Here is a 22983-nt window from a genome sequence, read left to right on the forward strand (position 1 = left end):
AGGAGCTTTTCAGTCGGCACCCGCAAGTCTCACAGCGTGCTGGGGTCCATCCTGACGATCGGAACGATCGGCTCGTGCGCGGCCATGCGGTCGAGCAGGAGGTCGAGTTCGGTCTCGGCGAGGATGATGCCCTGATGCGCCGGGCGCACGAAGCCGACTTCGGCCATGTGGCGGTTGAAGGCGAGCAGGCCGTCGTAGAAGCCGAAGGAATTGAGCACGCCCACCGGCTTGTCGTGGTAGCCGAGCTGCGCCCAGCTCACCGCTTCCCACAGTTCGTCCATGGTGCCGACGCCGCCGGGCAGGACCAGGAAGCCGTCGGACAAGCGGGTGAATTCGGCCTTGCGCTCGTGCATGGTCTTGACGACGTAAAGCTCGGTGCAGTCGTGGTTCGCGACTTCGCCGCCCTTGCCATTGCTGCCGGTGAGCGCTTCGGGGATCACGCCGATCACTTCGCCGCCCTGTTCGAGCGCCCCGGCGGCCACGGCGCCCATCAGGCCGAGGCGTCCGCCGCCATAGACGACGCCCACGCCGCGCGCGGCAAGGGCGGCACCGACATCGCGGGCCAGCTGGACGTAGCGGGGATCGGCGGGGGTGGCGGAGCCGCAGTAGACGGCGATACGTTTCATCAGTCGATAACCTTCAATTGAATCTCGGCGCCGTCCGGCAGATCGTGGACTTGCCGGGCGAGGTCGCCCGTCAGGTAGATCAGCTCGACGAGGCTGATCCTCACGAGATGCTCATGCCCGTAGTCGCCGGACAGCAGCGCGGAAACCGTCCGGCTATAGACTTCGCCCATCGCGGTAAAGCCCAGCCGCTCGGTGGCAGCATCGACGAGGGCGTCGGCGCGCCAGACCAGCTTCGTCTCGTCCTGCGCCATATAGGCCTGCGCGGCAGCTTCGTCGCCCAGTGCGGCGAGGCTCAGGAGGTCGGGGTCGAGGTAATGGTAGGTGCCCGTGCGGTCGATCACCAGCAGGTGGCCCATCAGGCTCTGGCCGACGATCTCGGCGAAATCGACATGGGTCCAGCCCCAGGCCTGCCGCAGCGCATTGAGCGCGCGCGCCGGTTCGGTCACGACGGTCCCGCCGAACGTCACTTCAGCCCCTCCAGCATGAGCTTCGCGGTGGCCTTGGCTGAGCCGACGACGCCGGGAATGCCCGCGCCCGGATGGCAGCCGGCCCCGACGAGGTAGAAGTTCTTCAGTTTGTCGTCACGATTGTGGCCGCGGAAGTACGCGCTCTGGGTCAGCAGCGGCTCCAGGCTGAAGCCGTTGCCGTTGTAGGCACCGAGATCGCTTTCGAAGTCCGGCGGGGCGTAGTGGAATTTCGTGACGATACGGTCGTCGATATCCGGGATCAGGCGGCGGCCGACTTCGGCGAGCACGCGCTGTTCGAGGATCGGGCCGACTTCCGCCCAGTCGATCGGCAGCTTGCCCATGTTGGCGACGGGGACGAGCGCATAGAACGTGCTCTTGCCCGCCGGGGCCATCGAGGGATCGGTGACGGTCGGGTGATGAAGATAGATCGAGAAGTCGCGCGGCAGCACGCCGTGCTCGAAGATGTCGTCAAGCAGGCCCTGATAGCGCGGGCCGAACAGGATCGTGTGATGCGGAATGCCGGGCCAGGTGCCTTCGAGGCCGAAATGGACCACGAAGAGACTGGGCGAGAAGCGCTTTTTCTTGAGCTTGTGCGCCATGTCCTGCCCGCGCTGGTTGCCGGACAGCAGGTCGCGATAGGTATGCATGATGTCGCCGTTGCTGGCGATCGCGTCGAAGCGCTGCTTCCAGCCGCTTTCCGTCTCGACTTCGGTGACCTGGTCGCCGAGCGTATGGATCTGCGCGACTTTCTCGCCGAGGCGCAGCGTGCCGCCGAGCCGCTCGAACAGGCGGGCCATGCCCTGGGCCAGCTTGTTGGTGCCGCCGCGCGCCCACCAGACGCCGCCGTCCTTCTCCAGCTTGTGGATCAGCGCATAGATCGCGCTGGTGGTCATCGGATTGCCGCCGACCAGCAGGCTGTGGAACGAGAGCGCCTGCCGCAGGTGCTCGTCCTTCACGTAGTGGCTGACCATCGAGTAGACCGAGCGCCAGGCCTGATAGCGCGCGAGCGCCGGGGCGGCCTTTATCATGCTGGATAAGTCGAGGAACGCCTCGTGACCCAGTTTGACGTAGCCTTCCTGGTAGACCCCGGCGGCATAGCGCAGGAATTCGTCATACCCGGCGAGGTCGCGGGGGGCGACCCGTTCGATCTCGCGCCGCAGCGATGGCTCGTCGTTCGAATAGTCGAAGGTGACGCCGTCGGTCCAGTTGAGGCGGTAGAACGGCATGACCGGCATCAGGTCGACATCGTCGGCGATGTCCTGCGCGGACAGCGTCCAGAGTTCGCGCAGGGCGTCGGGGTCGGTGATCACGGTGGGGCCGGCATCGAAGGTGAAGCCGTCGCGCTCCCAGGCATAGGCGCGGCCGCCCACTTTGTCGCGCGCCTCGACCACCGTGGTCTCGATCCCGGCGCTTTGCAGGCGGATGGCGAGGGCGAGGCCGCCGAAACCGGCACCGATGACGCAGACCTTCTTCATCGGTTCGCGCCCTTGGGGGCAAGATCGCTCAGTGGATAGCCGCGCCCTGCAAGGCTGGCGATCGCCGCGCCCACCGGCACCGGCGGCTTGCCGGAGAGTACGCGGGCCATGTCGGCCAGGCGCGGGTTACCGGCGTAGAAGCGTTCGATCAGCCCCTCGGGCAGGGTGTAGAAGCGTTCCATTACGGCTCGGCGTTCCTCGGGCCTTGCGGCTCCGAACAGCATGCGCGTCAACATTCGGTAGAAGCGCCCCCCGCGCCAGTGATCTGCTGCCCATGCATGGCTCCTCCTTCCTAGGCTGACGCCGGAGAGATTGTCGAGAGTGGTCAGGTGCATGGCAAATCTTACAGCATCGGGAAAGGAATAGGATGTCATCGGGTTGACGAGCGCGGCCCGCGTTCCGGCACGGGCAATACCGGAGTTAGCGCCGGAGTAAGCGCCGGAGTCCGGGGCCGAGTTCCAGAACTTTTCGAAATCGCCGCCCGCGATGACCGGCAGCACGCCGGTTTCCTCATACGTGACGGAATCGATGTGCCAACCCATCTGCGCGGCGTAATCCCCGACGCGCTGGCGCAGGACCGGCAGGTCGAGGCCGGGATCGCTCGAATAATAGGTATCCTCGACGAAGATCTCGCGCTCGGAAAAGGGCAGGCAATAGACGAAGCGGTAGCCGTCGTGCTGGTCGACGCGGGCGTCCATCACCACCGGGCGTTCCAGCCCATGCGGCGTGGCGAGGCGCAGCATTCGGCCGAGAAACTTCTGCCAGCCGCCGGTCAGGTGCGGCAGGCCATGGGCGCCGCGCGCGTCGATCACGGCGTCGGCCGCGATGCTCCGGCCGTCGGCGAGCAGGACCGCCTGCGGGCTTGCTTCGGCCACGGATACGCCCGTCAGCAGCGATTCCGCGCCCAGCGTCGCGCGGACCAAGGCGTCCAGCCGCTTGCTGGTGACGCTGGCGTAAGGTGTCGAGAGCAGGCGCGAGTGGCCGGGGAAGTGGACTTCGTAGCCGCTCCAGCGGCGGGCGATCAGCGGCTCCACAAGGTCGCGGTGGGCGGGGGCGATATCGGTTTCGAAGAACGACCAGACATGATCGCCGCCGATCCGCTCGCCCCGTTCGACCAGCAGGACGCGCACGTCCGGGCGCTGCCGCGTCATTGCAAGCGCGATCAGCGATCCGGCGAGACCGCCGCCCAGAATGGCCAGATTGGGGGAAAATGTCGGCATGACCGTATCGTGTAGGGAGAGGTTCCGTTTGCTGCAACTTGGCAGGACCGATGCTTTGCGGCATTGTCATGACAATGACCGAGGAATTGATCATCTGCGACGCTTCGCTCGAAGACGCTGCGGACATTGCCGAAATCTACGCGCATTACGTGCTTGAAAGCACCGCGACGTTCGAAACCGAGCCGCCGGACCTGGCGGAAACGGCGCGCCGGATTGGCGACATCGTCGGTTCGGGCTATCCGTTTCTCGTCATGCGGGACGGAGATCGCGGACGGGTGATCGGTTTCGGCTTCGCCCATCGCTACGGTCCGCGTGCGGGGTATCGCTACAGCGTGGAAACCACGATCCATGTCGCTCCGGACTGCGTGGGGCGCGGGATCGGCGGACGCCTGCTCGGGGCTTTGCTGGCGGAATGCGAAAAGCGCGGTTTCCGGCAGGCTTTCGCGGTCATCGCCGAAAGCGAGCCGATCTCGGTGGTGCTCCATGCCCGTGCCGGTTTCCGGCCGGTCGGCACGCTCGACGGTGCGGGCTGGAAGCACGGCAAGTGGCTCGACGTCTTCGTGATGCAGCGCCAGTTGGGCGAGGGGAAACAGAGCTTGCCCGAGCGTGCGCCCTGAGTGAGATTGCCGAAAGTTTCCGGAATTATCGGGAACTTTCAAATTGCTCCGGCGCCAGTTCCAAAAAGCGGTCTGTGCAACCGTAGCGACCGCAGGCGCGTTGCGAGGGGAAACTCATGAGGATTCCCCATGCGCAAGCCCTTGATCGTCGCCACCGCTCTTTCGTTCTGTTCGGCGCCTGCCGCTTTGGCCCAGGACGCTGCCGATGCCGACAATGTCTACGATCGCGATCACCTGACCGTCGGCGTCGGCGCGATCTATGGGCCGAGCTACGAGGGCTCGAACGATACGGTCGTCTCACCGATTCCGGTGGTGCAGGGCAGTTACAAGGGCATCCAGATCAACCCCCGCCCGCGCGGCGCCGCGATCGACCTGATCCCGGATGGCAAGGACGCCAAGATCGGGTTCTCGCTGGGGCCGGTTGCCGCCGTCTCGTTCAACCGCAATCGCCGGATCAAGGACGATGTGGTTCGAGCCGCCGGCAAGCTCGATGCGGCGATCGAACTGGGCGTGAACGGCGGCATCACGGCCTATCGCCTGCTCAATCCCTACGACTCGCTGACGGTTTCGGCCGACGTGAAGTGGGATGTCAACGGCGCCTACAAGGGCATGACCTGGGGGCCGCAGGTCACGTACATGACACCGCTGAGCAAGGCGATGATCGCCGCCGTCAATCTGCGCGCGCATCATGCCGACGACGACTATGCCCGTTATTACTACTCCGTCACGCCCGCCCAGTCCGCCGCGTCCGGTCTGCCGGGCTATGAGGCCAAAGGCGGTTGGGACACCATGAGCCTGGGCGCGCTGGTCGGCTACGATCTTTCAGGCGATCTGCGCGATGGCGGTTTCATGCTGATCGGCGCGGTCAATTACGGAAGGATGCTGGGCGACGGCAAGCGCACGCCTTACACCTCGCTGCGGGGCAGTGCCGATCAGTGGACCGTTGGCGCAGGCGTCGCCTATACGTTCTGAAGCGCCCTGCGAATGCGCGCGCGCAAGTCGGGCAGCACTTCGGCCTCGAACCAGGGATTGCGGGCCATCCACAGCCGACTTCGCCAGGCGGGATGCGGCAGAGGGAACAGGCCGTCCGGTGCGTTTCGCCAGTTCCGTACCGCCTCGGTCAGATTCGGCGCGAATCCTCGTGGCAGATAGAGCTTCTGCGCATATTGCCCGACCAGCAGGGTCAGGCGGATCTCCGGCAAGGCCGCGCGCAGCCGAGGATGCCACAGCGGCGCGCATTCGGGGCGCGGAGGGAGGTCGCCGCCCTTGCCCTTGCCGGGATAGCAGAAACCGCTGGGCATATGCGCGACCTGCTGGGGATCGTAGAACGTCGCGTGATCGATGCCGGTCCACTCCCGCAGGCGATCGCCGCTGTCGTCATCCCAGGCCACGCCGCTGGCGTGGACCTTGCTTCCCGGCGCCTGCCCGATGACGAGAATGCGCGCGTCCGAACCGGCCTGCACCACCGGGCGTGGCTCGTGCGGCAACTTGCCTTCGCAGATACGGCAGGCGCGTATGGATGTCAGCAATTCGGGAAGGGCGGTCACGAGGATCAGATGGCGAGCACTTGGCCCGACCGCAAGGACTGTTAAGCTGTGCTTTTCCAAAGCGGCTCATCTGCCGCTGAAACCGCCATGTCATATTCTCAACCAATTCAGTTGATAATATCCTGGCGTCTTCGCTAGAGACCACGCATCGAATACCCAACGGAGCATGCCCCTTGAATAATCAGAATGGTAACGGCGCGCTTCCCGTCGCGATCGTCGGTGCGGGGTTCAGCGGAACCCTCATGGCGATCAACCTCCTGCGCAACGGCGTGCGCGTCGTCCTGATCGAGCGCAAGGATGCCCAGCTCGCCAAGGGCCTCGCGTTCGGCACCCGCTGGCCGGAGCACCTGCTGAACGTCCGCGCCGCCAACATGAGCGCTTTCCCGGACGACCAGGCCAACTTCCTGCGCTGGATCGGCCATAGCGGCGACGAGCAGGCCAACCGCTTCGTCCCGCGCCTGTCCTACGGCCTCTACTTGCGTGAGCTACTGATCCGGGCGCTCGCCGAAGCCGGGCAGAACGCGCTGATCGTCAATGCCGAGGCCTGCTCCACCCGCTTCGAGGGCGGCCGCGTCATCGTCGACATGGCGGACGGCGACGTGATCGAGGCCCGTGCCCTCGTGCTGGCGCTGGGTAACTTCCCGCCTTCGCCGCACCCGGTGCTCGCCGCCGTGCCCGAGGACCGCCGGTTCACCGACCCATGGCAGCCCGGGACGTTGGAGAAGATCGACGAGATCGACCACGTCCTGCTGATCGGCACCGGCCTCACCGCCGCCGACATGGTGCTCTCGCTCGACAAGGCCGGGTTCAAGGGCAAGATCACCGCGCTCTCGCGCCGGGGTCTCAAGCCGCTGGCCCATGCGGAAAGCGGTCCCTCGGTGGACTACGTTCCCGCCCCGGAGGAGCGCGGCTCGCATCTCGTGCGCCGGGTGCGCAACCGCGCGGCGGAGATCGGCTGGCGCGCCGCCGTGGACGAACTGCGCCCGCATACCCAGAACCTCTGGCGCCGCCATGACGAGGCCGGGCAGCGGCGCTTCCTCCATCACTTGCGTCCCTATTGGGACGTCCACCGCCACCGCCTTGCGCCCGACGTGGCGAAGCGCATCGCCGAAATCGAGGCGGAGGGGCGTCTGGAGTTCGTGGCGGGCAAACTCGTCAGCGCCGAGCCGGGCGAACGGGGGGTCTCGGTGGCCTATTGCCCGCGCGGCAAGGATGACATCGCAGGGCTGGAGGTCTCGCGCATCATCAACTGCACCGGCCCCGAAGGCGACCTTATGCGGAGCGGGGCGCCGCTGGTGAAGAACCTGCTTGCGCAGGGCAAGGTGCGCTCGGACGCGCATCGGCTGGGGCTGGACGTGGACCATCTCGGCCGGGTGCGCGATGCCGAAGGTACGCCGCAGGATACGCTATTTGCGGTCGGTCCTGTCACCAAGGGTGAGGCCTGGGAGATCGTCGCGGTGCCGGATATTCGGCGGCAGGTGTGGAACCTTGCGCGCTATCTGGCGGATGCGCATTGGGTTGGGGGTGAGGGGCTTTAAAGGAAGAGAAGTCCCGGGGGATGATCCCCCGGACCCTCGGAATGTCGGCGGCGCGCGCTACCTATCCGGTGTGCGCTCCCTGCGGCGCAGCCATTAAGTCTCCCGACGCAGCGATGGGTGCACGAGGCTGTTGGCCCGCGTGACCTGGACAGTAATGGGGGTGCAGGGGGGCTATGCTCCCCTGCTTTTCCCTTATCTTCAGAAATCCTTACGGAGCATGATCCCGGCATACCGCTTGTCGTCGCGCGGTACGTAGCGGACGATCCCGGCGAGCGTGCCGTTGGCGAGGAAGTTCGAGTAGCTCTGGTTCGTGATATTCTTCACGAAGCCGCGGAGCTGCCAGTCGCCGGTCGTGCCGATCAGTGCCACGCTGGCGTTCCAGATGTAGTAGCCCGGCTGGATCGTGCCCGGCGTCTGGGTCAGCTGGTACTGGGTCCGGCTCTTGAGCGTGATGTCCGACTGCACTTCGAGGTCGAGCGAGTTCGACAGCGCGAAGCGGTAGGCGGCGTTGCTGTAGAGTTTCCACTTCGGTGCGAAGGGCAGGACTTCGCCGTTGATGTTGCAGCTCGACGGAGCGCCTTCGGGGCAGATGAAGTTCAGCACCTTGGCGTCGGTATAGGCGACCGAGGTGTCGAGCGAGAGGCCCGGGATCGGGCGCAGGCCGAAGTCGAGTTCCACGCCCTTGGTCTGCACCGTGCCCGCGTTGATCAGGCGGGTGACCTGCGCACCGCCGACCACGTCGTTGTAGTTGGCCTGGTAGTTGTGGAACTTGGTCGAGTAGACCGCCAGGGCATAAGTGATCTGGTGGTTCAGGGCCGTGCCCTTGATGCCGCCTTCGAACGAATCCGAGGTTTCCGGCTTCAGCGCGATTTCATCCAGCGGCGTCGTGGCATTCAGCGAACGCATGTTGAAATAGGCGTTGTAGGCCGGGCCCTTGTAGCCGCGCGAGTAGGTGAAATAGGCCTGGTTGCCCGGCAGGAAGTCCGCCTGGAGGCCGCCGCGATAGGAATCGCCGCGGGTCGAGGTGGAACCGGTCGAATTGTGGTAGGCGCGGATGCCTGCGACATCGAGCGCGGTCGCGCCCGAGTTCGTCGGGTCGTTGGTCGACGTGCGGACGTGGTAGTAGCCGAGGTCGTCCCAGGTCGAACGATAGCCTGCGATGGCGCGCAGCCACGGGGTGAAGTTGATGTTGGCTTCACCGAACAGCGCGTAGTTGTCGCTCTTCACGCCGTAGTTCGCGACGCCGGTCACGGTGCTTTCCGCGCCGGAGATCAGGCGCGTGAGCGAGCGGGTGTAGACTTCGTCGGTCTTGGCGTGGAGGTAATAGGCGCCCACCACGTAGTCGATGAACTTGCCCTTGGGCGAGGTCAGGCGCAGTTCCTGCGAGAACTGCTTGTTGTTGACCGTGCCGTAGTCGTCGCCTTCGGGGAAAGTTGCCGACAGTTCGGACAGCGCGTCATAGTCCTGGTGCTGGCGGTTCTTCCACTCGCGATAGGCGGTGATCGAGGTGACGGTGTAGTCGCCCAGACCCCACTCGGCGGTCAGCGAGCCGCCGTAGTTCTTGTCGCGCACATCGGTGTCGAAGTCGGTGCTGACTTCGCGGTTCTCCGGGCCGGCGGTGATGCCCTTGCTGGCGAGGAACGCGGCCAGCGCCGGGGAATTGGTGACGGCGCCGGTGGGATAGGCGATCTGGCTGGTGCGCGCATAGACGCCGCTTGGCGTGGTGTCGTGCGAGTAGAGATAGTCGCCCGAGAGGGTGAGCTTCAGGGTGTCGGTCGGCGTGGCCTCGATCTTGGCGCGGGCGCCGTAACGCTCGTAGCCGTTGACCTCGTTGCCGGTGGTGACGTTGCGCACGTTGCCGTGGTAATTGGCGTAGAGGCCGTCGATCCGGGCGGCGACGTTCGGGGCGATGCCGCCGGTGACGCCTGCCTTGATGCGGTATTCTTCATCCGTCGTCGCCGAGCCTTCGGCGTAGGCGTGGAATTCCTGCGAGGGTGCGGCGGTGACGACGCTGATGACGCCCGCCGAGGCGTTCTTGCCGAACAGCGTGCCCTGCGGGCCGCGAAGCACTTCGATGCGCGAGACTTCGCCGACATCCAGCGTGGCTTGGCCGGGACGGGTCAGGACGACGCCGTCGAGCACGGTCGAGACCGAGGATTCGACGCCCGGCGAAGTGCTGATCGTGCCGACGCCGCGCACGAAGACGGTGCGGTCCTTGTTGGAGGCGCCGTTGCGGAAGTCGACCGAAGGCACCGTGGCGCTGAGGTCCTGAAGGTTGTGGATCGCGCGGTCGTTCAGCGATTCGCCGCTGACGGCGGTGATCGCGATCGGCACCTGCTGGAGCGACTCGTCGCGGTAGCGTGCGGTCACGACGATTTCGCCGGAGGCGGCCTCGGGGGCTTCATCGGCGTAGGCGTTGGCGGGCAGCAGGACCGCAGAGGCCAGCAGCAGGGTGCGGGCGGCGCGGAGCGGGGTCATGGTCATCGAATTCTCCCTGGATCGCGCGGCGCTAACTCAACTGTTTAAGTTGAGAAAGATAGTTTTCCTTTAGTCGCCTTATGCGCGAGATGAACTGGCGTCCTCTGCCGGGACGATGTGGGGCATGGTGAGCTGAATCCAGCCCAGTGCAAGCAGGTAGGAAACGGCCGCGAAGGCGAAGAGCGGACCGTAACCCAGTCCCGCTGCCAGCACGAGACCGGCGATCTTGCTGATCGCGGTGCCGCCCAGATTGCCGCAGAAGGCGCCGAAGCCGGTCACGCGGCCGACCTTGTGGCGCGGCGTCACGTCGGCGATCAGGCCGAACAGGTTGGTCGAGAAGCCCTGATGCCCGGCCAAAGTCAGCGCCATCAGGCCGACGGCGGGCCAATAGCCCTCGACATGGAGCGCCAGCGGCACCGGCAAGACGCAGAGCGCGGAAATCAGCATCAGCGTCTTGCGCGTGCGGTTGGCACTCCAGCCGCTCGACAGCAGGCGGTTCGCGGCGAAACCGGAGATCAGCGATCCCGCAGCCGAGCCGCAATAGGCCAGCGCCAGCGGTGGGCCGAGGTCGGTGCCGGACAGCCCGAACTGCCGGTTGAAATAGTCCGGCATCCAGAACAGCATCAGCCACCAGGTCGCGTCCGAGAGGACCTTTGCCAGCGCGATCGTCCAGGTGCGACCTTCCTTGAGGAACAGCTTGTCACCCGAGATCAGGTTGCCGGAACCCGAAGGCTGGCGGTCGCCGAAATCCACGCCCCGTGAAGCCAGCAGCCACGCCCCGACCCAGAACAGTCCGACCACGCCCGCCAGCACGAACGCCGCCCGCCAGCCCCAGACCGCCGCGACCACCGGGATCGCCAGCGGCGCCAGGATCGCGCCAAGGCTGTTCATCGCGTTCGAAAGCCCGAAGCCGAGCGAGCGCAAGTTCGGCGGGAAGATCGTCGCGATGGTCTTCACATTGGCCGGTGTCCCCATCGATTCCGTCGCGCCCAAGCCGATGCGGCAGAGCACGAACTGGCTGAAGCTATGCGCCCAGCCGTGGGTCATCGCCGCCAGCGACCACGCTGCCACGCCTGCCGCATTGGCCCACTTGGCGCCCAGCCGGTCGACGATCCAGCCCGCCGCAAGAAACCCGAACGCCGCGCCCGCCTGGAACCAGGCAGCCAAAGTGCCGTAATCGTCGTCGCTCCAGCCGAGGTCGGCGGCGATCGTCGGCTTCAGCACCGAGATGATCTGGCGGTCGACGAGGTTGAGCACACCCGCCGTCAAGGCGAGGGCGAAAAGCAGCCAGCGGCGGCGCGGGGACAGGGTCATGCGCGGCGCGTCCGGAGGAAAGCGAATTTCTGCATCGCGGATCGTCTAGCGATGGGGGAGAGCAGGAGCGAACAAGAAATTCTAGGGGAGAAGGGAAGAGAAGATCCGGGGGATGATCCCCCGGACCCTCGGAATGTCAGCGGTGCGCCTCGCCTATCCGTGGTGCGCTCCCTGCGGCGCAGCCATTAAGTCTCCCGACGCCGCCTTGAGCGCACTGCGCAGTCGGTCCGCCAGACCTGGACGGTAATGGGGGTGCAGGGGGGCTATGCTCCCCTGCTTTTCCCTTGTTCTTAAAAAGCCAGCGGCCCGTGATCGATCCGGGGCAGCACATGCCGCGCGAACAGGTCCGCCTCGCGGGCATGGGGGTAGCCGGAGAGGATGAAGGCATCGATCCCCGCCTCGCGGTAGGCCTGCAATTTCGCCAGCACCTGGTCCGGATCGCCGACGATTGCCGCGCCGCAGCCCGAGCGGGCGCGGCCGATGCCGGTCCAGAGGTTGTCTTCGGCATAGCCGTCGTCGCTGGCGGTTTCGCGCAGGGCGGCCTGTGCCTGCACACCCACCGATTGCGAGTCGAGCGAGCGGGCGCGGATTGCGGCGCCCTCCGCCGCGTCGAGGCGCGAGAGCAGGCGGTCGGCGGCGAGGCGCGCATCGGCTTCGGTCTCGCGCACGATCACATGGACGCGGTAGCCGAAGCGCAAGCTGCGACCGTATTTGGCCGCGCGGGCGCGCATGTCGGCGATGGTTTCCTTCACCGCTTCCATCCGGTCCGGCCACATGAGGTAGACGTCGCAGCCCTTGGCGGCGACTTCGCGGGCCGGTTCGGAGAGGCCGCCGAAGTAGAGCGGCGGGCACTTCGATCCCGGCGCGATCATGCGCGGCGCGTCTAGCTTGAGGTTCCAGAACCGGCCCTGATGGTCGAGCGGCTGGCCCGAGAGCAGGGTGCGCAGGATCTCGATGGCCTCGGTCGTGCGCTCGTAGCGCGCGCCGCCGTCGAGGGTTTCGCCGGGCATCTCGCTGGAGATCACGTTGATGTTCAGGCGGCCACCAACAATCTGGTCGATGGTGGCAATCTGGCGCGCGAGCTGGGCGGGCCACATCTCGCCGATGCGCACAGCCATCAGCAGCTTGATGCGGCGGACCTGGGTGGCGATGGCGGCGGCGAAAGCGGTGGTGTCGATCCCGAGCGCATAGCCCGAGGGCAGCAGCACGTTGTCGAAACCGCCTTCCTCGGCGGTGGTCACGATATTGCGGCAGTGTTCCCAGCTGGAGCGCAGCATCGGGTCCGGCTGGCCGAGGAACTCGTAGTCATCGTCGCAGAGCGCCGAAAACCAGCTGATCTCGCAAGGGTCGAGTGTCACGGCAGGCGTGCTCCCATCGAGGCTTCGAGCACGGCATACCATTCCGAAGCGGTCCATTCGACCTTGAAGGCATCGCGCGAGGCGAGGATGCGCTCGGGGGTCTGCGAACCGACGATGGGGATCGCGCGCGAGGGATGCGCCATGATCCACGACAGCGCGGCGGCGGCGGCATCGGTGCCGTAGCGCTCGCCCTGTGTGGCCACGAGCTTCGCCACCGGGTCTTCCGAACCCGCAGCGAGACGACCACCACCGAGCGGCGACCATGCGAGCACCGCTACGTCGCGGGCCATCGCCTGGTCCAGCGTGCCGTCATAGAGCGGCGCGTAGCGGGCGGCCGAGAATTCGGGCTGGGTCGATACGATCGGGAAAGGCAGGTAGGCCTGAAGCGCTTCGAATTCGGCCGGGCTGTAGTTGGAAACGCCGATGGACTTTACCTTGCCGCTCTCGACCATGGCGGCGAGGGTAGCGGCCACGTCGCGCGGGTGGGCGAGGAAGTCGCGGCGGTGAATCTGGTAAAGCTCGACCGAGGGCAGGCCGAGGCGTTCGAGCGAGGCTTCCAGCGCCTTGTTCAGATAGTCCGGGCTCGAATCGTAGGGCACGCCCAGCACGATGCCGCCCTTGGTGGCGATCGTCATGCGGTCGCGCAGGTCCGGGCGGGCGGCGAGCGCCTTGCCCAGCAGCAGTTCCGCGCCGCCGAAGCCGAGCGCGGCGTCGCAGCCGTAGATGTCGGCGGTGTCGAACAGGGTGATCCCGGCCTCAAGCGCCGCCTCGATGCGGGCGACGATGGCGCCGATATCGTCGTTGCCGTCGGGACGGGCGAGCCGCCACATGCCCCAGGCAATCGGAAAAACGGAAATTCCGCTCTTGCCGAGCGGGACGGGTTGGGCCGATAGGCGCGTCGTCGTGAGGGAGGTCATGGACCGCCACATGACACATGGAGTCGTGAAATGGTAGAGACGCTGCGTTACGGAATTGTCGGAACCGGGATGATGGGTGTCGAGCACATCCACAACCTGAAGATCCTCGAAGGCGCCGAAGTGGTTGCCATCGCCGATCCCGAGCCGACCTCGCTCGGCTGGGCGAAGGATGCCTTGGGCGAGAAAGCCGAGGGCGTGGCCGAATATGCCGACAGCGCCAGCATGATCGCCAATGCCGGGCTCGATGCCGTGGTCGTCGTCTCGCCGAATTTCACGCACCGCGCCGTGCTGGAGCCGCTGCTGGACAGCGACGTGGCGATCCTCTGCGAAAAGCCGCTCTGCACGACGATGGAAGACGCCCGCTGGGTGGTCGAGCGGGCAGAGGCCCGCAAGGCCGTGTTCTGGACCGGCATGGAATATCGCTTCATGCCGCCGGCCAAGGCCTTCATCGACGAGATTCACGGCGGCAAGGTCGGCCGCCTGCAGATGCTCTCGATCCGCGAGCATCGCTTCCCGTTCCTCGTCAAGGTGCGCGACTGGAACCGTTTCTCGGTCAACACCGGCGGCACCATGGTGGAGAAGTGCTGCCACTTCTTCGACCTCATGCGCCTGATCACCCGCTCGGAGCCGGTGCGGGTCTACTGCTCGGGTGCGATGGACGTGAACCATCTGGACGAGCGCTATGACGGCCGCCAGCCCGATATTATCGACAACAGCTTCACCACCGTCGATTTCGCCGACGGCAGCCGCGCGCTGCTCGACCTCTGCATGTTCGCCGAGGGCGCCGAGCACCAGGAAGAGATGAGCGCGACGGGCGACAAGGGCCGCCTCGACGTGCTGATCCCGCCGGGCGATCTCGTCTGGTCGCCGCGCGTGCCGTGGCCGGGGCCGAAGTCGGTCGAGCGCTGGCATGTCGCGGTGGACGAGGCGGCGATGGACGCCGGTTCGCACCACGGCGCCACCTTCTACCAGCACGAGGCCTTCGCCCGCGCCGTTCGCGGCGAGGGTGAGGTTCAGGTGACGGCGCGCGACGGATTGATGGCGGTCGCCATCGGCGCGGCGGCGGAACTGAGCGCGCGCGAGAAGCGCGTTGTCGAGATGGCGGAACTGCTGGGCTGAGGCCGGTTACAGGACGTCGCCCCGGAATCGGTTTCGGGGCGGCGGTCCGGCTTTTCCGAGCGTATGTGCCTGCACGGCGAAGGCATGCAGGCGCCGGCGAGGCAAGCGTTCCCTGATTGGGTCGCGCTGCCTGTAAATCGCTGTAATGTAAGGAAAGTGGAGGCCCGAGCCGGAATCGAACCGGCGTGCAAGGATTTGCAGTCCTCTGCGTCACCACTCCGCCATCGGGCCATCCGTGTGGAGAGACGCGCCCCTAACAACGGATCGCGGCTTGCGCAACGCCCATTTTCCAAAAGCCGTGAAATTAATCGGTGGGCTCGAAAGACAAGGTGCCTTCCATGGGATCGGCGCGGACGAGGCGGAGAGTCAGCGCCGCACCGGGAAAGGCGCCGGGCGCGGTGGTGGTGGCGATGATCGGCAGGTCCTTGAGCTGCACTTGCACCTTGCTCTCCCGCACGTCGGTCACCACGGCGGGGAACGTGCTGCCTTCGCGGCCATGGAGCATCGTCGCTTCGGCGAGGTCGATCACCGAGCGGTCGATCTGGGCATCGCGCGAGGCGGCACGGGCCATGACCGGCGGGAGTTGGGGAAGCGCGGCGAGAACCGGCTGCGGAACCGCTTCGCCCTTTGCCAGGGCGAGGACGCTGCGCAGGACGTAGCGATCCGCCAATCTCCGGAGCGGCGCGGTGGCATGGGCATAGGGTGCGGCCACGGCGGCATGCCATGGGAGTTCGGCAGGATCGTAGACCTTGTAGCTCGCGCCGGAGCCGGAACGGCGGATCGCGAGCATGAAGGCCGCTTCGGCAGGCTTGCCGGGGTCGAGGCGGCGCTGGAACTGGGCGAGCGGCATGGCGGCAGGCCAGTTCAGTCGCAAGGCCTGTGCCGTGGTCCGCAGGCGCTCTTCGGCGCGGGCATCGGGTGAGGCCATGACGCGGAACAGGCCCGTCCCGGCCTCGATCATGGCCTGCGCGACGGCAAGATTGGTCGCCAGCGACAGGGCGGCGTTCCAGCGCTCGGAGGGCAATTGCGGCCGGAAGCCCAAGGCAAAGCCGCCATTGCCGTTGCTTTCCACCACTTGTTCGGGCGGATCGACGCGCTGGGCGCCGCGCCGGTCCTCGGCACGTTCGATGCGCCGGGCGATCTCGTGGAAGCCGGAGGGCAGGTCGTCGTCCGTCACCGTCTCGTAGGCGAGCTTGGCGCGGCTGCGGATCACGCCGCGCTCCACGCCGTCGAGCCGGGGCTGGCCTTCGGGATCGATGCGGACGGTGAGGATGACGGCGGGGCGCTCGACATCGGGCAGCAGGCTGGCTCCGCCTTCGCTGAGCAGGGGCGGATAGAGGCTGGCCTTGCCGTCCGGCAGATAAGTGGTCGTGCCGCGCCGCCAGGCTTCCCGGTCGAGAGCGTCGTCATCCTCGACGAACCAGGCGACATCCGCGATGGCATAGTGGAGCAGCCAGTCCGGCCCGCTCGGCTCGATCGCGAAGGCCTGGTCGAGGTCGGTCGAACTGGCGGGGTCCAGCGTCATGAAGGGCAGGGCGGTGCGGTCGGCATGGGACCGGGCATCGGGGCGTTTCTGTGCGGCCTTGGCGGCTGCTTCGAGGACCTCGAGCGGAAAGGCGCCGGGTATCGTGAAACGGGTGCGGAGGCGGGCAAGGCCCTGGTCCAGCAGGCGGCCGGGATCGACGAGCGTCTTCATCGCGCGAATTGGAGGGCAGCTTGCCCGCAATTGCAAGCGTGCTCGACTTGCGCGCTTCGGACTGGCCGCATGGAAATGCGAAAGAGAGGCTTGCCCGGCGCTGCGGGAACGCGCCTAACTGGCGTCAGTTATCTGGTTCGGGCCATGGAAAGGCGAATTATGAGGCGGGATCGATGATTTTGGGCGCGGTTCTCGTAGGCGGTATGTCGAGCCGATTCGGCACGGACAAGGCATTGGCCGAGTTTGAGGGGCACACGCTGATCGCGCTCGCCGTGGATGCGCTATCCGGCTGGTGCGAGAAAGTCGTGGTGGTCGGCCGCGAAACGGCTCCGGCGCCGACGCTGCCGGACTGGCCGAGGCCCGGCATGGGCCCGCTCGGCGGATTGGCCGCCGCGCTCCACGCCGCATGTGACGAGGATTACGAGATGGTGCTGACCTGCGGGGTCGACGCCGTGATTCTGCCCGAGGATCTGCCCAGGCTGCTGGGACCGGCGCCGGCCTGCCTGGCCCAGCAGCCGGTGATCGGCATCTGGCCCAGCGCTGCGGCAGCGACGCTGGAGGCCCTGCTGCACAGCGAGGACCGCCACTCGATGAAGCGCTTCGCCGAGCTTGTCGGCGCGCGACTGGTCGAAATTCCCGTGCAGCTGGCCAACGTCAATACGCCTGAAGACCTTGCGGCTCTTCAGGCGCGGTTTCCGGTCCGCCCCCTGGTTCACGACCCGCGCGAACCAGGGTGACGAGGTTCAGTGCGCGAGCGAGGTAGCCTTCGCTTCGCGTCGCGCGCTCAAGACCTCCATGCTCGCCAGTCCGCGATCGGACGTGCGGTCGGGTTGGGGCGCTTCCTCGGGCAGGCGCAGGCGATAGCCGCCGCTCGGCGAGGTCTCGATGATCCCGGCGAAGCCGACGAAGGCCAGCTTGCGGCGCAGGCGCGACATGTGCACGGCCACGCTGTTGGTCTCCGGGACGAAGCCCATCCGCCAGACGTCGTAGATCAGCGCCTGCTTGCTGACGAACTGGTCGATCGAATCGGCCAGGCGCCAGATCAGCGCGAATTCGCGCGGATTGAGGTTCAGGGGCTTGTTGTCTCCGAAAGCCTCGCGCGCCAGCAGATCGAGCGTCAGGCGCCCGACCCGGCGGGTGCGAGGCAGCCATTCATTGAATTGCGCCAGACGGGTGGCGCGGGCACCGAGTTCCTCGATGCCGATTCGTTCGCTGACGACGTCGCCGAAGCCGATCTGAAGCAGCGAGGTGCGGTCGTGGGCTTCGCTGACTCCGGCCACGAGAACGCAGCGCCGCGCTTCCGGCACAAGCTGGGAGAGTACCTGCATCCAGCCGACGCTGTCGAGATCGGCGGCGTCGATCAGGCCGACGCAGTTGGTGGCCGGTACACCCTCGGGATCGAGGATCCAGCCGCAGCGTTGCAGGTCCAGTCGTTCGGGCATCGTATCGGGTGCCAGCCAGCGAAACCGCGGCGCGTGGCACTCACTCTTTCCCAGATAGGTCATTCCCCCCCCAATCTGTTCAGCCAAAGATGAAAACATGGCCTATATACTGGGACAAATCCCCATGGGAACAACACCTAAATTCTTACAGGCGGGCTATGAAAAATCTGTAATCGCCCGCCTGTAAGCCTTGAAAATCAAGATGCTGGGGTGTTTACACCCTTCGATGCGAGGAAGCGCTTGATGTTGCGCGCGGCCTGGCGGAGGCGCTGTTCGTTCTCGACCATGGCGATGCGCACGAAGCCCTCGCCGTCCTCACCGTAGCCCACGCCGGGAGCCACCGCGACTTCCGCTTCGGTCAGAAGCTGCTTCGAGAATTCGAGGCTGCCCATTTCCTTCAGGGCGGGCGGCAGCGGTGCCCAGGCGAACATCGAGGCCTTGGGGCTGGGAATGTCCCAACCGGCGCGGCCGAAGGCCTCGACCATCACGTCGCGGCGCTTCTGGTAGAGGTTGCGGTTCTTCTCGACGATATCCTGCGGGCCGTTGAGCGCGGCGCAGGCGGCAGCCTGGATCGGCGTGAAGGCGCCGTAGTCGAGGTAGGACTTCACGCGCTTGAGCGCCGCGATCAGCTTCGCATTGCCCACTGCGAAGCCGACGCGCCAACCGGCCATCGAGAAAGTCTTCGACATCGAGGTGAATTCCACCGCCACGTCCTTGGCGCCGGGCACTTCGAGGATCGAGCGGGTCGGGTTGCCGTCGAAGTAGAGTTCGGAATAGGCGAGGTCGGACAGGATCCAGACCTTGTTCTCCTTCGCCCAGGCGACGAGGCGCTCGTAGAAGGCGAGGTCCACCGTCTCTGCCGTGGGGTTCGACGGGTAGTTGACGATCAGGATCGACGGGCGCGGCACCGTGAAGGCCATCGCGCGATCCAGCGACTCCCAATAGCGCTCGTCGGGCGTGGTCGGCACCGAGCGGATCGTCGCCCCGGCGATGATGAAGCCGAACGTGTGGATCGGGTAGCTCGGGTTGGGGGCCAGCACCACGTCGCCCGGCGCGGTGATCGCGGTGGCGAGGCTGGCAAGGCCTTCCTTCGAACCCATCGTCATCACCACGTCGGTCTCGGGATCGAGATCGACGTTGAAGCGGCGGCCGTAGTAGTTGGCCTGGGCCTTGCGGATGCCGGGAATGCCCGAGGAGGCCGAATAGCCGTGCGCGTCTTCCTTGCGGGCGACTTCGCAGAGCTTGTCGATCACATGGGCGGGCGGCGGCAGGTCCGGGTTGCCCATGCCGAGGTCGATGATGTCCCTACCCGCCTGGCGGGCCGCATGACGCATCGCGTTGACTTCGGCGATAACGTAGGGCGGCAGTCGCTTGATGCGGTAGAACTCGTCTTCCATGACCTCTGAGAATCCATAAAACACGCGGCGAAAGTGCCGCGCGGGTTCCTGTAGGGGAATAAAGCCCGAGCGCAAATGGCCGATGCGCAATAGTGAGATTCGCAAACGGTGGATTGCGCAACTTTTGTCCGGTTGGCGATTGCGCGGGCAGTCGATAGGAACAGCAGGGAAGGAGATTCGCCCGGATCTCCCGATCTGCACCGGAGTTGCACCGCTTATGGCGACCGATGCCACCGAACTGTTCACTGAAATGGTCCGCAGCCAGTCTCAACAGATCACCCAACAGATCACCGGCCTGTTCGGCCAGCTGCTTCCCGCTGAAGGCTCGCCCGACGCCGAAAACGCGGTGCAATGGGCGCAGGTCGCCGGCCGTCTGCACACGATCTGGACCGAGTACCAGATGGAGCAGCTGGGCAAGGCGAAGGACAGTCCGCCGCATTATGCCGATCCGATCAAGTGGATCGCCACCGGCGAAGGCGTCCTGCGGCAATTGCCGTTGGCCAGCCCCGAGGTGCAGCAGCGACTGTGGAATGGGGTGTCGATGCTCATCAATGCCGTGCTGGCCCAGTACGGCCTCGGCGCGGATGCAGGCGGAAAGGCGCGAGAGGGCGAGCCGGAACTGCCGCTGCGCGATCGCCGCTTCGCCGATCCCGAGTGGCGAAAGCAGCCGTTCTTCGCCGTCCTTCACCAGGTCTACCTGCTGCTCTCGGCTGAGATCATGGGGCTGGCGGAAGCGACCGAAGGGCTGGAGCCTGCGAAGAAGGCACAACTGCTCTTCGCCACGCGGGCGATCGTCGATGCGCTGAGCCCGGCCAACTTCCCGCTGACCAACCCGGTCGCGCTGGAGGCGGCGAGCCGCACCAAGGGCGAAAGCCTGGTGCGCGGGTTCGAGAACATGCTCGACGACTTGCGCAAGGGCCAGCTCACCCACACCCGTCCCGGCGCTTTCGTGCTGGGCGAGAACATCGCGGTGACGCCGGGCAAGGTCGTGTTCGAGACGCCGCTCTACCAGCTGATCCAGTACACGCCGACCACCGACAAGGTGCTCAAGACGCCGTTGCTGATCTTCCCGCCGTGGATCAACCGCTTCTACATCCTCGACCTCAACGCCAAGAAGAGCTTCGTGCGCTGGGCGGTGGAGCAGGGGATCACCGTGTTCATGGTCTCGTGGAAGTCGGCCGACGCCTCGCTGGCGGACATCGTGTGGGACGATTACATCGCCGCGCAGATCGAGGCGATCGACGTCGTGCGCGACAGGCTGGGCGTGCCTGCGGTCCACACGATCGGCTATTGCGTCGCCGGGACGACCCTGGCCGCAACCCTGGCGGTGCTTGCCCGCAAGGGAGAGGCGGACAAGGTGGCGAGCGCCACCTTTTTCACCGCGCAAGTCGATTTCGAGGATGCCGGCGACCTCAAGAACTTCGTGGACGACGCGCAGATCGAGACGCTCGGGAAGCTGTCTCCGGAGGGCTATCTCGATGGACGCTACCTTGCGGCGACGTTCAACGTCCTGCGCGGCAACGATCTGATCTGGAGCTATGTCGAGAAGAACTACCTCAAGGGCGAGGATTACCCCGCCTTCGACCTGCTGCACTGGAACGGCGACGTCACCAATCTGCCCGCCCGCTGGCACCGCGACTACTTGCGCGATCTCTATCGGGACAACCGGCTGGTCGTGGCAGACTCGATGCAGGCCTGCGGGGTGCCGATCGACCTCCACCGCATCGCAACGCCGGTCTATGTCCAGTCCGGCCGGGAGGACCACATCGCGCCGCCCGAGAGCGTGTGGAAACTGACGCACTATCTCGCGGGGCCGTGGACCTTCGTGCTGGCGGGCTCCGGCCATATCGCGGGCGTGGTCAATCCGCCCAGCTCGAACAAGTACCAGTACTGGGTCAACGATGCCCGGCCGGATAGGCTGGAAGATTTCGTGGAAGGCGCGCAGGAACATCCGGGAAGCTGGTGGCCGCACTGGGCCGAATGGCTTCGCGATCTCGACGACGGCGAAGTCGCGGCGCGCGGCAAGCGTCGTCCGGGGGGGCGCGGTGACAAGGTGATCGAGGATGCACCGGGTCGCTACGTGACCTTGCGCTGAGGGGGTGAAAAGGCGCGCCGAAATGAAGCGTTGAACCGCGCCTTAATCACAGCGACGAGCCGAGCGTGCAATGCGGCGGAGCGCTTGCGGAAATCATCTCCGGATCGGCGGTTTCTTTTCTGCAATCCGGAGGTAATCCGTTTGCGTCGGCTCGCTCGCGGGGTGCCTGCATAAGCTCCGCAGGCATCGGCAATGGCTGCAACAAATACTCGAAAACTCCATATTTCACCGTATTTTCAGCAAGTTCTGTAGTCGCTACAGCACTTCCAGGTTGGATGCGCCTTTCGTGAAAAGCCTGGCTTCCAGCCTCGTATTTACCGTGATCGATGGCGTTTTTGCCGCATGCTGCACTGCAACATAACTCGATTGACTTCGCTTCGGCAAAACCATATTGTGCATCGCAGCAAAGAGATTTTCCGAATCGCCGTCGGGAGAGGTTGGTCTGAATGCGGATGTCTATCCGCCCTTCCAGCTGCCCGGTGCGCGATCCGCCCGAGACGAGATTGCCAGCAGAAAAGCAGGAAGTGTCACATGGCCGGCCAGGAAGAGAAGAAAGACGACGCACTCGCTGAGAAGGCTTATGAAGCCGCCGCAGCGAAGACTCCGATTACACCGCCCAAATCGCCTTCTCCCCAGCCGCTGTCCGCCTCCAAGGATGCCAGCCCCAAAGACGAGAGCGTGAAGCCGGCCGAAGCCAAATCGGCTCAGGTTCCTGCTTCGGGTTCCTCGAAGCCGCTTCCCGGACTTCCCCAACCCGTTGCCGCCAAACCCGCTCCGGCGAAGCCGGTCGCGAAGACGCCTCCCGCAAAAGCGGCCCCTGCCCAGGCTCCGGCCGCGAAGGCCCCGGAAGTCAAGGCGCCCGTCGCTGCTGCACCGAAGCCGGCGCCGGTGGTCAAGGCAAAGAAAATTCCGGCCAAGCCCGTGAAGGCAGCCGCCGTGAAGCCCCCGGTCGCAAAGGCCCCGGCTGCGGAGACTCCGGTCGCCGCAAAGCCGGCCATCGCTGTTGCCAAGGACAAACCCGCTTCGGCGCCGGTGCCTCCCGCAGCAGCAACCAAGGCGGCGAAGACCGCCGAATCCAAGACCAATACGTTTGCAGGATTGTTTACCCCCTTCATCCTTGAGGAAAAAACGATGGACATTAGCGCTAACTTCGCCGGTTTCCAGGACGCCGTGACCGAAGCCCAGGCCAAGGCCAAGGCTGCGTTCGAAAAGAGCTCGGTCGCTTTCGGCGAAGCCGGCGATTTCGCCAAGGGCAACGTCGAAGCCGTTATCGAATCGGGCAAGATCTTCGCCGAGGGCATCCAGGGCTTCGGTTCCGAGTTTGTGGCCGAAGGCCGCACCGCCTTCGAAACCTTCACGGGTGACATCAAGGAACTCGCCGCTGCCAAGTCGCCGACCGACTTCTTCAAGCTCCAGGGCGATATCCTGCGCAAGAACTTCGACAGCGCCGTGGCTTACGGTTCGAAGAACAGCGAAGCCGCTCTCAAGCTGTTCAGCGACACCATCGCGCCGATCTCCGGCCGCGTCAGCGTCGCCGTCGAGAAGGCTCGCCAGGTCGCGGTCTGAACCGCGTAGAGCACTTTTCGCTCGATATTCGAACGGTCGGATGGGTCTCCCATCCGACCGTTCTGTCGTTATCGGAACCGATCTGACCTGCAAATTCGGCGTCGCATCTTG

Annotated in this window: 19 protein-coding genes and 1 tRNA gene; 7 read left to right on the top strand and 13 right to left on the bottom strand. The window is 65.7% G+C overall.

The genetic code is table 11. The annotated features are described in order from the left end of the window. Nucleotides 1-29: 29 nt before the first annotated feature. The 4 genes from V7066_RS03745 to crtY are packed head-to-tail and all read right to left on the bottom strand — an operon-like array spanning nucleotide 30 to nucleotide 3788. Nucleotides 30-626, bottom strand: coding sequence for a TIGR00730 family Rossman fold protein (locus V7066_RS03745; RefSeq protein WP_334181895.1), 597 nt, complete (start codon nucleotides 624-626; stop codon nucleotides 30-32). Then, entirely contained in the window at nucleotides 626-1093 is a 468-nt protein-coding gene (locus V7066_RS03750; RefSeq protein WP_334181896.1) for a hypothetical protein, read from the bottom strand. Before V7066_RS03750 ends, V7066_RS03745 begins: the two co-directional genes overlap by 1 nt. Then, nucleotides 1090-2568 (bottom strand): phytoene desaturase, encoded by a 1479-nt coding sequence (locus tag V7066_RS03755; RefSeq protein WP_334181897.1) that lies wholly within the window; start codon nucleotides 2566-2568, stop codon nucleotides 1090-1092. The genes V7066_RS03750 and V7066_RS03755 overlap by 4 nt, the downstream gene beginning before the upstream one ends. Beyond that, nucleotides 2565-3788, bottom strand: coding sequence for a lycopene beta-cyclase CrtY (gene crtY / locus V7066_RS03760; protein WP_334181898.1), 1224 nt, complete (start codon nucleotides 3786-3788; stop codon nucleotides 2565-2567). The genes V7066_RS03755 and crtY overlap by 4 nt, the downstream gene beginning before the upstream one ends. A gap of 74 nt (nucleotides 3789-3862) precedes the next feature. Here crtY and V7066_RS03765 point away from each other — a divergent pair, with 74 nt between their 5' ends. Together V7066_RS03765 and V7066_RS03770 are read left to right on the top strand one after the other, a co-directional pair. Then, a complete protein-coding gene (locus V7066_RS03765) occupies nucleotides 3863-4405 on the top strand; it encodes a GNAT family N-acetyltransferase (protein ID WP_334181899.1) in 543 nt (180 codons plus the stop codon). 129 nt (nucleotides 4406-4534) lie between these two features. Further along, nucleotides 4535-5377 (top strand): MipA/OmpV family protein, encoded by an 843-nt coding sequence (locus V7066_RS03770; protein WP_334181900.1) that lies wholly within the window; start codon nucleotides 4535-4537, stop codon nucleotides 5375-5377. Here V7066_RS03770 and V7066_RS03775 read toward each other — a convergent pair. Next, nucleotides 5365-5952, bottom strand: coding sequence for a uracil-DNA glycosylase family protein (locus V7066_RS03775; protein WP_334181901.1), 588 nt, complete (start codon nucleotides 5950-5952; stop codon nucleotides 5365-5367). The two genes, V7066_RS03770 and V7066_RS03775, sit on opposite strands and share 13 nt — an antisense overlap. Nucleotides 5953-6125: 173 nt before the next feature. Here V7066_RS03775 and V7066_RS03780 point away from each other — a divergent pair, with 173 nt between their 5' ends. After that, a complete protein-coding gene (locus V7066_RS03780; RefSeq protein ID WP_334181902.1) occupies nucleotides 6126-7490 on the top strand; it encodes an FAD/NAD(P)-binding protein in 1365 nt (454 codons plus the stop codon). Between the two features lie 198 nt (nucleotides 7491-7688). Here V7066_RS03780 and V7066_RS03785 read toward each other — a convergent pair whose 3' ends face one another. The 4 genes from V7066_RS03785 to V7066_RS03800 form a co-directional block, all read right to left on the bottom strand. Continuing rightward, nucleotides 7689-9974, bottom strand: coding sequence for a TonB-dependent receptor (locus V7066_RS03785; protein ID WP_334181903.1), 2286 nt, complete (start codon nucleotides 9972-9974; stop codon nucleotides 7689-7691). Nucleotides 9975-10046: 72 nt separating this feature from the next. Next, the gene (locus V7066_RS03790; RefSeq protein ID WP_334181904.1) at nucleotides 10047-11282 is read right to left on the bottom strand and encodes an MFS transporter; all 1236 of its coding nucleotides are present in this window, start codon (nucleotides 11280-11282) and stop codon (nucleotides 10047-10049) included. A gap of 290 nt (nucleotides 11283-11572) precedes the next feature. Beyond that, on the bottom strand, nucleotides 11573-12640 hold the full coding sequence (locus tag V7066_RS03795) for an LLM class flavin-dependent oxidoreductase (protein ID WP_334181905.1): 1068 nt from the start codon (nucleotides 12638-12640) through the stop codon (nucleotides 11573-11575). After that, the gene (locus tag V7066_RS03800) at nucleotides 12637-13557 is read right to left on the bottom strand and encodes an aldo/keto reductase (protein WP_334181906.1); all 921 of its coding nucleotides are present in this window, start codon (nucleotides 13555-13557) and stop codon (nucleotides 12637-12639) included. The genes V7066_RS03795 and V7066_RS03800 overlap by 4 nt, the downstream gene beginning before the upstream one ends. Nucleotides 13558-13587: 30 nt before the next feature. Between V7066_RS03800 and V7066_RS03805 the strand changes: the two genes are divergently transcribed. Further along, entirely contained in the window at nucleotides 13588-14676 is a 1089-nt protein-coding gene (locus V7066_RS03805; protein ID WP_334181907.1) for a Gfo/Idh/MocA family protein, read from the top strand. Between the two features lie 157 nt (nucleotides 14677-14833). Here V7066_RS03805 and V7066_RS03810 read toward each other — a convergent pair. Both V7066_RS03810 and V7066_RS03815 read right to left on the bottom strand, forming a co-directional pair. Beyond that, nucleotides 14834-14907: transfer RNA gene (locus tag V7066_RS03810), tRNA-Cys, on the bottom strand. Nucleotides 14908-14980: 73 nt separating this feature from the next. Then, nucleotides 14981-16372 carry an RNB domain-containing ribonuclease gene (locus V7066_RS03815; RefSeq protein WP_334181908.1) on the bottom strand — a complete coding sequence of 464 codons (1392 nt, stop codon included), beginning with the start codon at nucleotides 16370-16372 and terminating at the stop codon, nucleotides 14981-14983. A gap of 173 nt (nucleotides 16373-16545) precedes the next feature. Between V7066_RS03815 and mobA the strand changes: the two genes are divergently transcribed. Then, nucleotides 16546-17109, top strand: a complete 564-nt coding sequence (gene mobA / locus V7066_RS03820; RefSeq protein ID WP_334181909.1) for a molybdenum cofactor guanylyltransferase — start codon at nucleotides 16546-16548, stop codon at nucleotides 17107-17109. 6 nt (nucleotides 17110-17115) lie between these two features. Here the strand turns inward: mobA and V7066_RS03825 are convergent, their stop codons facing one another. Both V7066_RS03825 and V7066_RS03830 read right to left on the bottom strand, forming a co-directional pair. After that, nucleotides 17116-17877 (bottom strand): winged helix-turn-helix domain-containing protein, encoded by a 762-nt coding sequence (locus V7066_RS03825; protein ID WP_334181910.1) that lies wholly within the window; start codon nucleotides 17875-17877, stop codon nucleotides 17116-17118. A gap of 134 nt (nucleotides 17878-18011) precedes the next feature. Further along, nucleotides 18012-19211, bottom strand: a complete 1200-nt coding sequence (locus V7066_RS03830; protein ID WP_334181911.1) for an LL-diaminopimelate aminotransferase — start codon at nucleotides 19209-19211, stop codon at nucleotides 18012-18014. A gap of 217 nt (nucleotides 19212-19428) precedes the next feature. Here V7066_RS03830 and V7066_RS03835 point away from each other — a divergent pair, with 217 nt between their 5' ends. Beyond that, entirely contained in the window at nucleotides 19429-21306 is a 1878-nt protein-coding gene (locus tag V7066_RS03835) for a PHA/PHB synthase family protein (RefSeq protein WP_334181912.1), read from the top strand. A gap of 342 nt (nucleotides 21307-21648) precedes the next feature. Next, nucleotides 21649-22872 (top strand): phasin family protein, encoded by a 1224-nt coding sequence (locus tag V7066_RS03840; protein ID WP_334181913.1) that lies wholly within the window; start codon nucleotides 21649-21651, stop codon nucleotides 22870-22872. Nucleotides 22873-22983: the final 111 nt, after the last annotated feature.

It is taken from the genome of Novosphingobium sp. (genome assembly GCF_036820275.1).
Lineage (GTDB): Bacteria > Pseudomonadota > Alphaproteobacteria > Sphingomonadales > Sphingomonadaceae > Novosphingobium.